Origin of the sequence: Micromonospora sp. WMMD812 (assembly GCF_027497215.1) — a bacterium.
Classification (GTDB): domain Bacteria; phylum Actinomycetota; class Actinomycetes; order Mycobacteriales; family Micromonosporaceae; genus Micromonospora.
In genome coordinates, this window is record NZ_CP114904.1 from 5,570,645 (window position 1) to 5,585,583 (window position 14,939).

12 protein-coding genes are annotated in these 14,939 nt (G+C 73.0%); 8 read left to right on the forward strand and 4 right to left on the reverse strand.

All coding sequences use genetic code 11. The features are described 5' to 3' along the window. Positions 1–51: 51 nt before the first annotated feature. Together O7603_RS25840 and O7603_RS25845 are read right to left on the reverse strand one after the other, a co-directional pair. Complete coding sequence (locus O7603_RS25840) at positions 52–1,482, reverse strand: metallopeptidase TldD-related protein (RefSeq protein WP_281572343.1); 1,431 nt, start codon at positions 1,480–1,482, stop codon at positions 52–54. Next, the gene (locus O7603_RS25845; protein ID WP_281572344.1) at positions 1,479–2,915 is read right to left on the reverse strand and encodes a TldD/PmbA family protein; all 1,437 of its coding nucleotides are present in this window, start codon (positions 2,913–2,915) and stop codon (positions 1,479–1,481) included. The genes O7603_RS25840 and O7603_RS25845 overlap by 4 nt, the downstream gene beginning before the upstream one ends. Positions 2,916–3,324: 409 nt before the next feature. Between O7603_RS25845 and O7603_RS25850 the strand changes: the two genes are divergently transcribed. The 5 genes from O7603_RS25850 to O7603_RS25870 all read left to right on the forward strand — a co-directional run bounded on the left by O7603_RS25850 (position 3,325) and on the right by O7603_RS25870 (position 9,446). Then, a complete protein-coding gene (locus O7603_RS25850; protein ID WP_281572345.1) occupies positions 3,325–4,431 on the forward strand; it encodes an ABC transporter ATP-binding protein in 1,107 nt (368 codons plus the stop codon). Beyond that, on the forward strand, positions 4,428–5,546 hold the full coding sequence (locus O7603_RS25855; protein ID WP_281572346.1) for a dipeptide ABC transporter ATP-binding protein: 1,119 nt from the start codon (positions 4,428–4,430) through the stop codon (positions 5,544–5,546). Before O7603_RS25850 ends, O7603_RS25855 begins: the two co-directional genes overlap by 4 nt. Then, positions 5,543–6,550: an ABC transporter permease gene (locus tag O7603_RS25860; protein ID WP_281572347.1), complete on the forward strand. Its 1,008-nt coding sequence runs from the start codon at positions 5,543–5,545 to the stop codon at positions 6,548–6,550. The genes O7603_RS25855 and O7603_RS25860 overlap by 4 nt, the downstream gene beginning before the upstream one ends. A gap of 8 nt (positions 6,551–6,558) precedes the next feature. Next, on the forward strand, positions 6,559–7,545 hold the full coding sequence (locus tag O7603_RS25865; RefSeq protein ID WP_281572348.1) for an ABC transporter permease: 987 nt from the start codon (positions 6,559–6,561) through the stop codon (positions 7,543–7,545). Between the two features lie 158 nt (positions 7,546–7,703). After that, complete coding sequence (locus O7603_RS25870; protein ID WP_281572349.1) at positions 7,704–9,446, forward strand: ABC transporter substrate-binding protein; 1,743 nt, start codon at positions 7,704–7,706, stop codon at positions 9,444–9,446. Positions 9,447–9,551: 105 nt separating this feature from the next. On the opposite strand, the gene O7603_RS25875 is transcribed toward O7603_RS25870, so the two are convergent. Continuing rightward, positions 9,552–11,693, reverse strand: a complete 2,142-nt coding sequence (locus O7603_RS25875) for a prolyl oligopeptidase family serine peptidase (protein WP_281572350.1) — start codon at positions 11,691–11,693, stop codon at positions 9,552–9,554. Between the two features lie 85 nt (positions 11,694–11,778). Between O7603_RS25875 and mshB the strand changes: the two genes are divergently transcribed. The 3 genes from mshB to O7603_RS25890 all read left to right on the forward strand — a co-directional run bounded on the left by mshB (position 11,779) and on the right by O7603_RS25890 (position 13,700). Then, positions 11,779–12,702, forward strand: coding sequence for an N-acetyl-1-D-myo-inositol-2-amino-2-deoxy-alpha-D-glucopyranoside deacetylase (gene mshB / locus O7603_RS25880; RefSeq protein ID WP_281572351.1), 924 nt, complete (start codon positions 11,779–11,781; stop codon positions 12,700–12,702). A gap of 17 nt (positions 12,703–12,719) precedes the next feature. After that, the gene (locus tag O7603_RS25885) at positions 12,720–13,157 is read left to right on the forward strand and encodes a hypothetical protein (protein ID WP_281572352.1); all 438 of its coding nucleotides are present in this window, start codon (positions 12,720–12,722) and stop codon (positions 13,155–13,157) included. Positions 13,158–13,235: 78 nt separating this feature from the next. Then, complete coding sequence (locus tag O7603_RS25890; protein WP_281572353.1) at positions 13,236–13,700, forward strand: hypothetical protein; 465 nt, start codon at positions 13,236–13,238, stop codon at positions 13,698–13,700. A gap of 238 nt (positions 13,701–13,938) precedes the next feature. On the opposite strand, the gene O7603_RS25895 is transcribed toward O7603_RS25890, so the two are convergent. Beyond that, entirely contained in the window at positions 13,939–14,919 is a 981-nt protein-coding gene (locus O7603_RS25895) for a GNAT family N-acetyltransferase (RefSeq protein ID WP_281572354.1), read from the reverse strand. Positions 14,920–14,939: the final 20 nt, after the last annotated feature.

Sequence of the window (14,939 nt, forward strand, 5' to 3'; positions counted from 1 at the left end):
TGTGAAGTTCCCGGAAAGATCGTCCACGGGCGATAGGCGGGCCCGTCCCGGTCAGCCGGACGCGCCGCCGGTGAAGTTCCAGGAGGCGAGCCGGACCGGCGGCGCCTCCCACCAGACGCCGTCGATCCGGTCCGGCTGGCGGACGGCGTGCCGGCCCAGCCCGAGCACCGCGCCGGGACCGAGGGCACGCGGGTAGGACTCGGTGAAGCGCAGGTCCCGGACCGCACGGGTCACCACGCCGTCCTCGACCAGCCAGACCCCGTTGCGGGTGAGGCCGGTGATGACCAGGCTCTTCGGGTCCAGCACCCGGGTGTACCAGAGGTCGCTGACCAGCAGCCCGCGGCGTACCCCGGCGACCAGGGCCGCCGTGTCGTCGTCCGTGACCGCTCCGGCCACTCCGGTCGCCCCGGCGCCGCCTGGGCCGCCGCTGGTGGTCGCCGCGCCCGGGGCGCCACCGGCGACCGACGGGGCGAGCAGGCGGAGGTTGCGGGGGATGGGGCCGAAGGTGGTGGCGCCGAGCATGGCGTGCCCGGTGGAACTCGCACCCGTCTCGGCGCCGCTGCGCCGGTCGTGCGTCACCGCACGGGTGACCCCGGCGTCGACCAGACGCAGCTCCCGTCGGGTGGTGCCCTCCAGGTCGAACGGCAGGTTGGACCCGTGCAGCGGGTCGTCCACGACGGTCACCGACGGGTCGAACTGGGCCGCGCCGAGTTCGGCGAAGGACTGCCGCTCGGCGTACCGCTTGCCGTTGAACCCGAACCAGGCGAGGTTCTGGAGCAGGTCGGCGACGGCGGCCGGTTCGAGCACCACCTCGTAGCGGCCCGGCGGCAACTCGACCGGGTCGGCCGCGGCGCGCGCCTTGGCTGCGGCCCGCGCGCCCAGGGCGGCCCCGTCGAGGTCGGCGAGCCGGTCGGCGCAGCGCCGGGCCACCCCGTCCGAGCCGCCCGTCCGGGCGATGCCGTCCATCGCGGCCTCCGCCGTGCGCCCGTGCGCGACGTGGCCGGCGGAGTTGGCGAAGGCGCCGGAGCGGTACGACGTCCGGCAGTAGCCGGCCGCTTCGAGGTCACCCACCGCGTCCACGAAGGCGCGCACCCGGGCCGCCCGCTCGTCCGGCTCCGCGTGGGCGATGGCCTCGTCGGCGGCGGGCCCGGCCGACACCGGCGACGGTGGGGTGAGCCCGGGCCACGCCGGGTCGGGCGGGCAGAGCCGGGCGGCGGCCAGCGTCCGCTCGACCAGCGCGCGCAGCCCCTCCGGGCTCGCCACGCTGCCACTGCCGGCGGCGGTGCGCCCGTCGACGTGCACCCGCAGCCGGACGCCGAGAGTCGACTCGGCGACGTTCTGGTGGATGAAGGAATTGGCGAACCGGGTGAGCGCCAGTTCGGACCGGGTCACCACCGCCTCGGCCTCGGCTCCCGGACCGCCCACCTGGCGGACCAGCTCGACCACCTGAGCGGCGAGGTCCACTTCGGTCGTGCCGGTCATGCCCGCACCCCCACCCGGACGTTGCGGAACCGGGCCGGCGCCGCCGGGTGCCCGGTGTGCCCGGTCTGGCCGGGCTGGCCCTTGCCGCAGTTCGGTGTGCCCCAGGCGACGGTCTCACCGGACAGCATGTCCATCGACCGCCAGAAGAGCGGCCCGATGCCGGTGTAGGTGGGGTTGCGCAACATGCGCCCGCGCCGGCCGTTGTGCACCTCCCAGCCGATCTCGCAGCCGAACTGGAAGTTGAGCCGCTTGTCGTCGATCGACCAGGACCGGTTGACGTCCATCAGCACCCCCTCGTCGGTGGCCGCGACGATCTCCTCCAGGGTGTGCGGGCCGGGCTCCAGGCCGACGTTGGTCATCCGCACCATGGGCAGCCGGGCCCAGCCGTCGGACCGTACGCTGCCGCCGTAGTCGAGGCCGGCGACGGCGGCGGAGTCCCGGCCGGCGAGCACGCCCACCCACCGGCCGTCGCGGACCGCGTCCCGCTTCACCGCCGCGGAGCCCTCGTCGTCGAAGCCGAAGCTGCCCAGGGCGCCCGGGATGGTCGGATCGATGGCGATGTTCATCAGCTCCGAGCCGTAGCGCAGGGAGCCGAGCTGGGCCAGGTCCAGCCAGGACGTGCCGGCGAAGGCCGCTTCCCAGCCGAGGATCCGGTCCAGTTCGATAGCGTGCCCGACCGACTCGTGGATCTGGAGGGCGAGCTGTTCCCCGCCGAGGATCAGGTCGGTCTCGCCGGCCGGGCACATCGGCGCGGTGAGCAGGGCCCGGGACTCCTCGGCGATCCGCGCCGCGTGCGCGGTCAGGTCGAGCGACTCGACCAGCTCCCACCCGGTGGTGCCGTACTGACCGCGGTAGCTGGGGTAGGAGCGGCGCTGGGTCTCACCGTCGCCGATCGAGGTGGCCGAGATACCGCCGCCGCACTCCCGGATCCGCTGGTCGACGCGGTGACCCTCGCTGGAGACGAACCACTTGGCGGTGTCCCAGATCTGGTAGAGCCCCTCGGCGATGTCCGCGCCGTGCCCGACCATCGCCGCGGTCGCGCCCACCAGCAGGTCACCCTTGTCCGACAGCGGCACGCCGAGCGGGTCGACCCGGCACTCCGAGGCCCAGGTCGCGACGGCCGGCTCGGCGGGCACCAGGTCGATCGGCGGGCCGGGGACCCGCCCGCTGGCGGCGGCGGTCCGCGCGGCCCGGCGGCCGGCTTCCCGCGCCGCGGCGTCGGAGAGTTCGGGTACGGCGTGGAAGCCCCAGCTCGACCCGACCAGGGCGCGGACGCCCAGGCCGCTGCTCTCGTCCTGGGTCAGCTCCTCGATCTCGCCGTTGCGCGCCGACATCGACTCGTACCGGCGGTGCATCACCCGCGCGTCGGCGTAGCGGGCTCCCGCGTCCAGGGCGGCCTGCACGGCGGCGGTCGCCGCGTCGAACTCGGTCATGCGACCGACCCTAGGCGAGTCGCCGTACCCCCGTCAGCCGAGCACGCTCGCGCGAGCTCGGGGGCGCCCCGCCGCGCCCGGCTTGGCGTGTCGCCCGGTGGCGGGCCGACCACCGACGACCGTTATGACTCAGCGGCACAACATGCCGCTGAGTCATCACGCGCCTGAGGCATGTCTTCCCCGGCCCTGGTCACCGAGCGTCACCGTGGCCCGGTGGGAGCGGCGTCGTCCCGTGGCGACCGGCGTCACCGGTGGGCGGGCAAAGGTGTCCGTGGATGTGCTGGTGAGGGGTGTTCACGCCCGTTGCCGACTCGTTACGCTGAGGCCCGCTGACAGGTCCGCCCGTTGTAGCTTATTTTCGCCCTCAGGACTTTGCTGTAAGTTCTCTTCGTCACTGAGGGAGGCGGTCGTGGACAGGCCGGAGTCGACGCCGTCCGGGCAACCGGACGACCGCCCGAGCGTGCCGGAGCAGCGCGGCACCGACGATCCCTATCTGCGGGTGACCGACCTGCGGGTCCGCTTCGACACCACCGACGGCGTGGTCCGCGCGGTGGACGGGGTGTCGTTCGCGGTGGAGCGGGGCCGGACGCTCGGCATCGTCGGCGAGTCCGGCTCGGGCAAGAGCGTGACCTCGCTGGCCGTCCTCGGTCTGCACGACCCCCGGCGGAGCACCATCACCGGGGAGATCTCCGTCGGCGGCCGCCAGCTGGTCGGGCTGCCGGAGGAGGAGGTACGCCGGCTGCGCGGCCGGGACATGGCGATGATCTTCCAGGACCCGCTGTCGGCGCTGCACCCGTACTACACGGTCGGGAAGCAGATCGCCGAGGCGTACCGGGTGCACCACCCGCGGGCCGGCAAGCGGGAGGCGCGACAGCGCGCGGTGGACATGCTCGGCCGGGTCGGCATCCCGCAGCCGGCCCGCCGCTTCGACCAGTACCCGCACGAGTTCTCCGGCGGCATGCGCCAGCGGGCGATGATCGCGATGGCGCTCGTCAACGATCCCGACCTGCTCATCGCCGACGAGCCGACCACCGCCCTGGACGTCACCGTGCAGGCGCAGATCCTGGACCTGCTGGCCGACCTCCAGGCCGAGTTCCACTCCGCGATCATCATGATCACTCACGATCTGGGCGTGGTGAGCCAGGTGGCCGACGACGTGCTGGTGATGTACGGCGGTCGGGCCGTCGAGCGCGGCAGCGTCGAGCAGGTGCTGCGCCGGCCGCAACATCCGTACACCTGGGGGTTGCTCTCCAGCGTGCCCTCCCTGCACGGCGACGCGGACGCGGACCTGGTGCCGATCCGGGGCAACCCGCCGAGCCTGATCAACCTGCCCTCGGGCTGCGCCTTCCACCCCCGCTGCCGGTACGCCGACCGCAACGGCGACCGCTCCCGCACGGACGTGCCCGAGCTGCGCCCGGCCGGGGAGGACGGCCACCTGGCCGCCTGCCACCTGGCCGTCGAGGAGCGGACCCGGCTGTACCGCGAGGACATCGCACAGGTGGGGGTGGCCCGGTGAGCGCGACGGATGCCGTGCAGGTCGAACCGACGACGGGGACCGAGCCGCTGCTGCGGGTGCGCGGGCTGACGAAGCACTTCCCGGTGCGCACCGGCTTCCGTGGCCGCAGCCTCGTGCGGGCGGTGGACGGGCTGGACTTCGACGTCCGACCCGGCGAGACGCTCGGCCTGGTCGGGGAGTCCGGCTGCGGCAAGACCACCACCGGGCGGATGCTGGTGCGGCTGCTGGAGCCGACCTCGGGCACGATCGAGTTCGAGGGGCGGGACATCACCCACGCCAGCCGGCGCGAGCTGCGCCCGCTGCGCCAGGACCTCCAGATCATCTTCCAGGACCCGTACGCCTCGCTGAACCCGCGGCACACGGTCGGCCGGATCATCGCGATGCCGCTGCAGGTCAACGGAATCGACCCGCCCGGCGGGGTCCGGGCGCGGGTGCAGGAGCTGCTCGAGATCGTCGGGCTCAACCCGGAGCACTACAACCGGTATCCGCACGAGTTTTCCGGCGGGCAGCGGCAGCGCATCGGCATCGCCCGCGCGCTGGCGCTGCGGCCGAAGCTGATCGTGGCGGACGAGCCGGTCTCCGCCCTGGACGTCTCGATCCAGGCGCAGGTCATCAACCTGCTCCGCGAGCTGCAACGCGACCTCGGGCTGGCCTTCGTCTTCATCGCCCACGACCTGGCCGTGGTGCGGCACTTCTGCCAGCGGGTCGCCGTGATGTATCTCGGCAAGATCGTGGAGATCGGCGACCGGGCGGACATCTACGAGCGGCCGCAGCACCCGTACACCCGGGCGCTGCTCTCGGCGATCCCGGACGTCACCCAGCTCGGCCCGGGTGGGCGGATCCGGCTGGCCGGCGACGTGCCCACCCCGCTCGATCCGCCCTCCGGCTGCCGGTTCCGGACCCGGTGCTGGAAGGCGCAGGACATCTGTGGCGCCGAGGAGCCGGCGCTGGTGCCGCGCGCCGGGGGGAACCAGGCCACCGCCTGCCACTTCCCTGAGTCGGGGCCGGTCGCGGCCGGCTCGGGCGGCGCACCGGACAGTGGCGGCGCACCGGACGGCGGCGTTGTCCCAGGCGGCGGCGCGGCGGACGTGACGGTCGAGGAGGTGGCGAAGTGAGCCTGTCCCCGGTGGAGGGTGTGGCGCTGGCGGAGATCGAGTCCGGCGGTGACCCGGCGGAGCCCGCGCGAAAGGGCGTCGTCGGCCGCTCGCCCGGCCAGCTCGCCTGGCTCCGGCTGCGCCGCGACCGCACCGCGATGGTCAGCGGCGCGATGCTGATCTTCTTTATGGTGCTGGCACTGGCCGCCCCGCTGATCGAGCTGGCCTACGGCATCGGCCCGCGCGAGCAGTACCAGAACCTGCTGGACGGCTTCGGCATGCCGCTGGGCTACGCCGGCGGCGTGACCGGCGAGCACTGGTTCGGCCTGGAGCCGGGCCTCGGCCGGGACATCTTCATCCGGCTCATCTACGGCCTGCGCACGTCGCTGTTCATCGCGTTCGCCGCCGCGGTGATCACCGCGACCATCGGCATCGTGCTCGGCACCCTCGCCGGTTACCTCGGCGGCTGGCTGGACGCCGTGATCAACTGGATCACCGACCTGACCCTGGCCATGCCGTTCCTGGTCATCGCGCTGGCCCTGACGCCGACTCTGGTGCTGCGCTTCTACGGCGAGCGGCAGCAGGTCTCCTCGGCGTTCGGCGTGGGCGTCCTCATCGCCGTCTTCGCGATCTTCGGCTGGACGAGCACCGCCCGGCTGGTCCGCGGCCAGGTGATCGCGCTGCGCGAGCGGGAGTTCGTCGAGGCGGCGCGGGCCAGTGGCGCCGGGCTCGGGCACATGCTCTTCCGGCAGCTGCTGCCGAACATCTGGGCGCCGATCCTGGTCTCGTTCTCCCTCGCCGTGCCGCAGTTCATCACCAGCGAGGCCGCGCTGTCCTTCATCGGGGTCGGGCTGAGCGACGAGACGCCGAGCTTCGGCCGGATGATCTACCGCAGCCTGGACTACCTGCAGACCGACCCGGCGTACGTGTTCTTCCCGGGCATCACGATCTTCGCGCTCGTGTTCGCCTTCAACCTCTTCGGGGACGCGCTGCGCGACGCGCTCGACCCGAAGTCGTCCCGGTAGGGGTTCCCATGGCGCGATTCCTGATCAAGCGGCTCTTCTCCGCCACGCTGACCCTGTTCGCGGTGAGCGTGCTGACCTTCCTGATGTTCTTCGCCCTGCCGCGCGACCCGGTGACCGGGATGTGCCCGAAGAACTGCAACCCGGAGCGCCTGGAGCGGGTCCGCGAGGAGTTGGGCCTGAACGACCCGCTGATCGCCCAGTACGCCGGTTACATGAAGGGCATCGTCACCGGGCGGGACCTGGGCAGTGCCCAGGGCGGCCGGTGCGACGCGCCCTGCCTGGGCTGGTCGTACGTCACCAACGAGGCGGTCTCGGACACCATCGCCCGCGTGCTGCCGGTGACGCTGAGCATCGTGATCCCGGCGGCGATCCTCTGGCTGCTGCTCGGCGTGGGGCTCGGCATGATCTCGGCGCTGCGCCGGGGCACCTGGCTGGACCGGCTGGCGATCGGCTTCTCGCTGACCGGCGCCTCGTTGCAGCTCTACTTCGTCGGCGCGGTGCTGCTGCTGGTCTTCGTCTACAACCTGAAGCTGTTGCCGGTGCCCAGCTACACCTCGATCTTCGACAATCCGTTGAAGTGGGCGAGTGGCCTGGTGCTCGCGTGGGTGTCGCTGGCCTTCCTCTTCTCCGCCATCTACGCCCGGCTCTCCCGGGCGCAGATGCTGGAGACCCTGTCGGAGGACTTCGTCCGGACGGCGCGGGCGAAGGGCCTGGCCAAACCCAAGGTGTACGGCCGGCACGCGCTTCGGGCGGCGATCACCCCGGTGGTGACCATCGCCGGCCTGGACGTCGGCGGGGCGCTCGGGGGCACGGTGATCACCGAGACGACCTTCGGCATCCAGGGGTTGGGGCGGACGGCCGTCGACGCGGTGCGCTCCGGCGACCTGCCCACGATCATGGCCACCGTGCTGATCGCCGCGGTCTTCGTGGTGCTGGCGAACGTGCTGGTCGACCTGCTGTACGCGGCCATCGACCCCCGGGTGCGGCTGCGCTGACCACCCCGTCCCGACGGGCCTGTGTCGGCCCCCCGGCCGACGGTGAAATTTATCGACAACTGTTACACAACTCGTAGGTTTTCTTCTTTACGATCCTCGGGACGTCGGCGGTTCCACCTCCGGCGGACCGCACGACAGATGGGTGGAGGAGGTACGAGATGCGACCACGCGTGGCGGCCGCCGCAGGCGGCGCGATCGCACTGGTTGTGGCACTGGGTGCGTGCTCGAAGAACACGGGCGAGGGCACCAACGTCGACACCAACCGTACGCAGACCGGGGTCATCGCGACCGACCCGAAGGAGTCGCAGGGTCCCGCCCCCGAGGTGGCCGGGGCGCAGAAGGGCGGCACCTTCACCATCATCCGGGAGACGCCGATCTCCCACCTGGACCCGCAGCGGACCTACTCGTTCGCCGGCCTGATGGCGAGCCCGCTCTTCTCCCGCTACCTCACCACCTGGAAGGACGACGGCAAGGGCGGACTGGTCCTCGTCGGCGACCTGGCCGAGACCCCGGGCACCAACGTCAACAACGACTGCAAGGTCTGGGAATTCAAGATCAAGAGCGGGGTGAAGTTCGAGGACGGCCGCCCGATCACCTCCAAGGAGATCGCGTACGGCATCGCCCGCTCGTTCGACCCGGACCTCACCAGCGGCCCCACCTACATCCAGGAGTGGCTGGCCGACAGCCCGCAGTTCGACACCAAGTGGGACTTCAAGAAGAACAAGACCTCCCTGCCGCCGGGGCTCACCACGCCGGACGAGAAGACCCTGCGCTTCGAGTTCACCAAGCCCCGCTGCGACCTGCCGTTCGCGGTCTCGCTGCCGACCACCGCGCCGCTGCCGGCGGACAAGGACACCGGCGTCAACCTGGACACCCACCCGTTCTCGTCCGGGCCGTACAAGATCGCCAAGAACCAGGTCGGCGTGCAGCTCACCCTGGACCGGAACCCGAACTGGGACGCGAACACCGACCCGGTCCGGCACCAGTACCCGGACCAGTTCGTCTGGAGCTTCGGCCCGACCGCGGACGCCGCGGCCAACCGGGTGATCGCCGACAACGGCGCCGACCAGAGCGCGCTCTCCTGGAACTTCGTGCCCGCCTCGCTGGTCGCCAAGGTGGCCGGGGACGCGTCGCTGAAGTCCCGCACCATCCTCTCGCCGACCCCGAGCGCCAACCAGCTCGTGATCAACAACCAGCGGGTCAAGGACCTGAAGATCCGTCAGGCGCTCAACTACGCGATCGACCGGGAGGGCCTGATCAAGGCGCTCGGCGGGCAGACCGTCGCCGCGCCGCTGACCACGCTGATGCCGCCGTCGACCATCGGTTACAAGGCGTTCGAGGCGTACCCGGCCGGGGCGACCGGCGACGTCGCCAAGGCCAAGGAGCTGCTCGGCGGCCAGACCCCGGAGCTGGTCCTGGGCGTCGCCGACAGCTCGACCGAGCAGCAGGAGGGCACCCAGCTCAAGGCCAACCTCGAGCGGGCCGGTTTCAAGATCACGCTGCGGAACATCCCGGACGACGCGAAGCTCGACGAGATCAAGAAGAAGGACAACCCCTGGGACCTGTACATCGGTAACTGGGCGGCGGACTGGCCGAGCGGGGCCTCGATCCTGCCGGTTCTGTACGACGGCCGCACGATCAAGCCCGAGGGCAACAGCAACCAGTCCTACTTCAACGACCCGGCGATCAACGCCGAGTTCGACCGGATCCTGGCGATGCCCCCGGCCGACCAGGGCCCGGAGTGGGGCAAGCTCGACGAGCGGATCATGAAGGAGCATGCCCCGGTGGTGCCGCTCTTCGTCGACGTCGCCTACGTGGTACACGGGTCGAAGGCCGGCGGGGTCTTCATCTCCAGCGTCTTCGGCTACCCGTCGTTCGTGAACGCGCACGTCAAGCAGTAACCGCACCGCACGGACGGGCCCCCGGTCGACAGCGTCGTCGGCCGGGGGCCACCGTGTTCGCGGGGGCCGGGCGCGGTCCCCACGCCGGCACGCGTGCGGGGCGCCTCAGAGGTGCGCGCGGAGGAAGTCCAGCTCCAGCTTGAGCAACCGCTCCGCGGTGCCGCCGGCGGCCATGTGCGTCGCGCCGGTCAGCGGCAGCACCGAGTGCGGCCGGCCGGACGCGAGCAGCGCGGCCGAGAGCCGCAGCGTGTGCGCGGCCACCACGTTGTCGTCGGCCAGACCGTGTACCAGCAGCAGCGGCCGGGCCTGCTCCGGGCCGGTCACCGGCTCGGCGGCCAGCTCGACCAGCGAGTGGTGCGCGTAGACGTCCATGCCGTCCTCCGGCATCCCCAGATAGCGCTCCGTGTAGGCGGTGTCGTAGAGCGCCCAGTCGGTGACCGGGGCGCCGACGACACCGCACCGGAACAGCTCCGGGTGGCGCAGCACCGCCAGCCCGGCCAGCCAGCCGCCGAACGACCAGCCGCGGACGGCCACCCGGTCCAGGTCCAGGTCGGGATGCTTGCCGGCCAGCGCGGTGAGCGCGTCCACCTGGTCGAGCAGGACCACGTCGGCCACCCGCCGGTGGATCGCCTTCTCGAACGACGGCGCCACCCCCGGCGTGCCGCGGTTGTCCACCACGACCACCGCGAAGCCCGCGTCGGCCCACCACTGGCGCTCCAGCCAGGCCGCCCGGGCGGCGATCACCTCCTGGTGGCCGGGGCCACCGTAGACGTCCAGCAGCACCGGCAGTCGGCGACCGGTAACGTAGCTGTTCGGGTAGAGCACCGCGGAGGGCAACCGCCGGTCGGTCACCCGCTCCAGCAGCGGCAGCGGCGAGTACGGCGGAGTCGCCGCGTGCGAGGCGAGCACCGCCACCTCCCGATCGCCCCGCGACACCGACCAGCGCGTCCCCGCGTGGTCCAGCGAGGCGACCCCGACCACCAGCACGTCCCCGCCGACCGCGGCGGTGTGCCAGCCGGGGTCGGCGGTGATCCGGCGGGCGTCCACCCCGCCCCCGATCGAGGTGCGCACCCGGAACAGGTGCCGCTCGCTCGGCTCGCCGTCGCTCGCCTCGACCAGCAGGTCGGCTGGCCCGGCGGTGGCGGGCAACCGACCCACCACGCGCCGGACGTAGAGCGAGGGCGGGGTGAGCAGCGTGCCGTCGGCGAAGAGGCAGCGGGCGTCGTACCCGTCGTGGGCCAGCTCGCCCCCGACCAGCACCCGGCCGTCGGGCAGGTGGGCGGGGGTGCCGGCGATCGGCTCGACCCAGCGCGGATCGGCCAGCTCGGCATGCACCTGGGTCTCGCCGGTGCGGGGGTCGACCGCGAGCACCAGGCCGTGCTGCTGGGAACGGCGCAGCACGGTGATCAGCGGGCCGCCGTCGGCCCAGCTCACCGCGGTCAGGTACGGGTAGGTCTCCCGGTCCCAGTGCACGTCCACCCAACCGCCGTCGAGGTCGAGCAGGTGCAGGCTGACCTCCGCGTTGGGTCCACCCGCCCGGGGGTACGCGACGGCGGTCGGCGGGGTGGCCGGCTCGGCCGGGTCGTGCAGGTGCCAGCGGTCCAGGCGGGACTCGTCCACCCGGGCGGCGAGCACCGAGCGGCCGTCCGGCGCCCACCAGTAGCCGCGGAACCGGTCGAACTCCTCGGCGGCGATGTGCTCGGCCAGCCCCCAGGTGACCCCGGCCTCCTCGCCGGCGAGCAGGGTGTCGGTGCCGTCGGCGTCGACCACCCGCAGCTCGCCCCGGCGCACCCCGTCGGCCTCGTCGGTCACGTACGCCAGCCGCTCCCCGGTCGGGTCCGGCCGAGGGTCCAGGACCGGCCCGACGGCCGCCACCTCGACCACGTCGCCGTGCACCAGGTCGGCCCGGAACAGCCGCCCGGCGAGCGGGAAGACCGCCACGCGGCCGGCGGCGTCCAGCGCGTACGAGCCGATCCCGGCGGCGCTGAGCCGCAGCCGCTCGCGCAGGGCGCGCTCACCCGGGGAGAGCGCGGACGGGTCGGCGTCGGCGCCGAGCAGCACCGCCGGATCGGCGACCAGCCGCTCCTCGCCGGTGGCGACGTCCAGGAGCCAGAGCGCGTCGGCCGGGTCCTCCGGGCCGGCCGAGCGCAGGAAGACCACCCGGGAGCCGTCGTCGGCCACGGAGACGGCGCGCGGCGCGCCGTGGCTGAACCGGCGGGTACGGGCGGCCAGCTCCGGATAGTCCACGGCCAGATCGTAAGTCGGCCACGACGGTGATGTGGCCGACCTGCGTGGACGCGTCAGGGCCGGCCAGCCGGAACCGCCGGTTAGAGTGACGGGCGTGACGACGCTGCCCGACCGCCGACTGCTGCTGGTCCACGCACACCCCGACGACGAGTCCATCGGCACCGGCTCGACCATGGCCCACTACGCCGCGACGGGCGCGCACGTGACGCTGGTGACGTGCACTCTCGGCGAGGAGGGCGAGATCCACGTGCCGGCCCTGGCGCAGCTCGCCGCCGCCGAGGCCGACCAACTCGGCGGCTACCGGATCGCCGAGTTGGCCGCCGCGTGCGGCGCCCTCGGGGTGACCGACCACCGCTTCCTCGGCGGGGCCGGCCGCTACCGCGACTCCGGGATGATGGGGCTGCCGACCAACGAGCACCCCCGGGCCTTCTGGCAGGCCGACCTGGACGAGGCCGCCGGGCACCTGGTCGAGATCATGCGCGAGGTCCGCCCGCAGGTCCTCGTCACGTACGACGACAACGGCTTCTACGGGCACCCGGACCACATCCAGGCGCACCGGGTGGCGATGCGTGCGGTCGAGTTGGCCGCCGCCGAAGGTTTCGCCCCGGCCAAGGTCTACTGGACGGCGATGCCGCTCAGCGTGCTGGAGGCCGGCATGACCGAGTTCACCGAGTCGTCCGACAACCCGTTCGCCGGCATCGAGGACATCTCCGAGCTGCCCTTCGGCACGCCGGATCACCAGATCGCGGCCCGCATCGACGGCACCGAGCAGCACGCCGCGAAGCAGGCCGCCATGCGGGCCCACGCCACCCAGATCCCGGCGACCTCCTGGCTCTACACGATCGCCGGCAACGTCGGCGGCGAGTTCATGGGGGTGGAGTACTACACCCTCGCGGTGGGTGAGAAGGGCCCGGGCAGCGGCCCGTACGGCTGGGAGGACGACCTCTTCGCCGGGATCGTCGACGCCGGCCAGCACCGGGCCCCGGTCGCGGCGGCCGGGCTGCGGTGACCCTCCCCGCCGCCCCGATGTCGGTCGTCCCGGACGAGACGGACCCGCCGCCGGCGGGTCCGCCCCCGCGCCTGCTCGACCTCGGGCTCCGCGTTGCCGGCGGCCTGATCGCCGTGCTGGCCGGTGTGCTGACCGGGGTGCTGGAGCTGTTCCTCGCGACCGTCCGGGTGGCCGGGCAGCTGATCGGGGTGTCGGTACTGGTCGCGGTCGGCGCGAACATCGTGTTGAGCTGGTTCGCCCACGAGGCGGTCGGCCGCCGGTGGTCGGTGGCGCTGCCCGCGGTGCCCTGGTTCTTCCTGATGGCTGTCGCGGCGGTCCGGACCTCCGAGGGTGACCTGCTGCTCGCCGGTGACAACTGGGTCGGCCTGGTCATGATCGTGGCCGGCGCGATGACGTTCGCCGTGATGGGTTTCCGGCAGATCCTCGCGGTGCCGGCACCGCGGGTGGGGGACTGACGCCGCACAGGTTTCGGTGGTAGATATTCCTGCCAGGAGGCCGCCCCGGGTGCGGGCGGCACGGCGGGAGGTCGTGCGATGGACAAGCGGTGGCGCGACATCGGGGTGCTCGCGGTGGCACTCTTCGCGGTCAACGTGGCCGCCCGGCTGATCATCCGCTTCGGGTTCGACGGTGACGACGCCGCCGCCGACCGGGTGTCACTGGGCATGTTCGTGGTGATCGGGCTGACCCTGGCCGCGGTCGCGTTCCTCTGGGGCCGGCGCCGGCCGCTGGGAGCCTGGGCCGCCGACACGGCCGCGGCGGTGGCGGCGGCGCTCCTGCTGACCGTGCTGGTGGGCCCGCTGCTGGTCGGCAGGAGCCCGTTCGCCGACGGCGCGGGCACGTTCTTCGCCCAGATCTGGCTCTACCTGGCGGCCACCGGCGTCGGCACGCTGGTCGGCTACCTGGTGCTGACGGCGCTGGGCCTCGACCACCGTTCGCAGAGCCTCAAGCGGTACGCCGAGACCAGGGCCGCCAAGCCGCGCAAGGTAGTGCGCCGCTGACCCACCCCACCCGCGCCACCCTGCCCCGCGCCACCCCTCAGCTCCGCGATCTTGCAGTTTCGCCCCCTGAACCACGGCGTACGTCCCGATCCGCCGGTGCAATCGCGACCCAGAGGTATCCCCGGGGCGCCCGCTGCTCGGCGATCATGCAGTTGTGGTGCCCGATAGCTGGTGATACGCGGCTCTTGTCTGGCACCACAAGTGCATGATCGACCGCGCTCGCGCGGGTCAGCGCGGGTCAGTGCGGGGCTACGCGGGTCAGGTAGGTGTGGTGGGTGGTGAAGCCGAGGCCCTGGTAGAGCGCCACCGCTCCCGTGTTGCTCTGCTCGACCTGGAGGAAGGCGCGGGTCGCCCCGACCGACGTGCCCCAGGCGGCCAGCGCCCGGACAAGCCGGCCGGCCAGCCCCTGCCGGCGGGCCGGTGGCAGCACCTCGATCAGGCTCAGCCCCAGCCAGCGCCCCTGCCCGGTCACCGTGCCCCGGCCGATGCCGACCAGCTCGCCGTCGGCGTACGCGTGCGCGAAGCGGACCTGGCCCACGGCGGTGAGCACGTGGTGGGCGGCGTCCGGAAGGCCACCCTTGCGGCCGGCCGCCACGGCCAGCCACTCCTCGCTCGGCGCGGCGGCCAGCTCCACCACCGCGGCGACGCCTGGCCGGGGTGCGGGCGCGGCGGGCGGGGCGAGCGGTGTGGCCGGGAGCGGGAGCGGGGCGGTCTGCACCAGCACCGGCGGGCGGCTCACCCAGCCCCGGGCGTTCAGCTCCGCGCCGACCGGCGCGGCGAGCGGAAGCGGGGTGTTGACCATCGGGGGCAGATCCTGCCCGGCGTACCAGCGCTCGACCGCGTCGAGCGCGGCCGGCAGCGGCCGGTCCGGGTCGCCGACCGGCAGCGCGGAGTTGGCCCGGCCGGTCCACCCGTCGGCGGCGCGCAGCAGCCAGCCGCCGAGCCGGTCGCGTGTCGGCGCCGGCCAGGCCTCGTCGGCGGCCAGCTCCAGGTCGGTCACGGCGGCGGCGGTCGGGCGCCGGGTCGGCGGCACCCGCTTGGCCCGGTGCACCTCGCCACGGGGGACCCGCAGCGGGCCCTGCGCGGTGGCCAGCGTGAGATGGGTCTCGCTCAGTTCGACCAGCTCACCGAGAGCGTCGGAGAAGAGCGGGCGGCCCTCGCGAATCCCCACAATCCGCCGAACCACGATCCGGTGGCCCACATCCTGCTGACCCAGCATCGATCGACCCCCTCCCCGGC

Bases quoted from the DNA above. Each gene is read 5' to 3' on its own strand.
- O7603_RS25840 (WP_281572343.1), bottom strand. From the start codon at position 1,482: ATGACCGGCACGACCGAAGTGGACCTCGCCGCTCAGGTGGTCGAGCTG.
- O7603_RS25845 (WP_281572344.1), bottom strand. From the start codon at position 2,915: ATGACCGAGTTCGACGCGGCGACCGCCGCCGTGCAGGCCGCCCTGGAC.
- O7603_RS25865 (WP_281572348.1), top strand. From the start codon at position 6,559: ATGGCGCGATTCCTGATCAAGCGGCTCTTCTCCGCCACGCTGACCCTG.
- O7603_RS25870 (WP_281572349.1), top strand. From the start codon at position 7,704: ATGCGACCACGCGTGGCGGCCGCCGCAGGCGGCGCGATCGCACTGGTT.
- O7603_RS25885 (WP_281572352.1), top strand. From the start codon at position 12,720: ATGTCGGTCGTCCCGGACGAGACGGACCCGCCGCCGGCGGGTCCGCCC.
- O7603_RS25890 (WP_281572353.1), top strand. From the start codon at position 13,236: ATGGACAAGCGGTGGCGCGACATCGGGGTGCTCGCGGTGGCACTCTTC.
- O7603_RS25895 (WP_281572354.1), bottom strand. From the start codon at position 14,919: ATGCTGGGTCAGCAGGATGTGGGCCACCGGATCGTGGTTCGGCGGATT.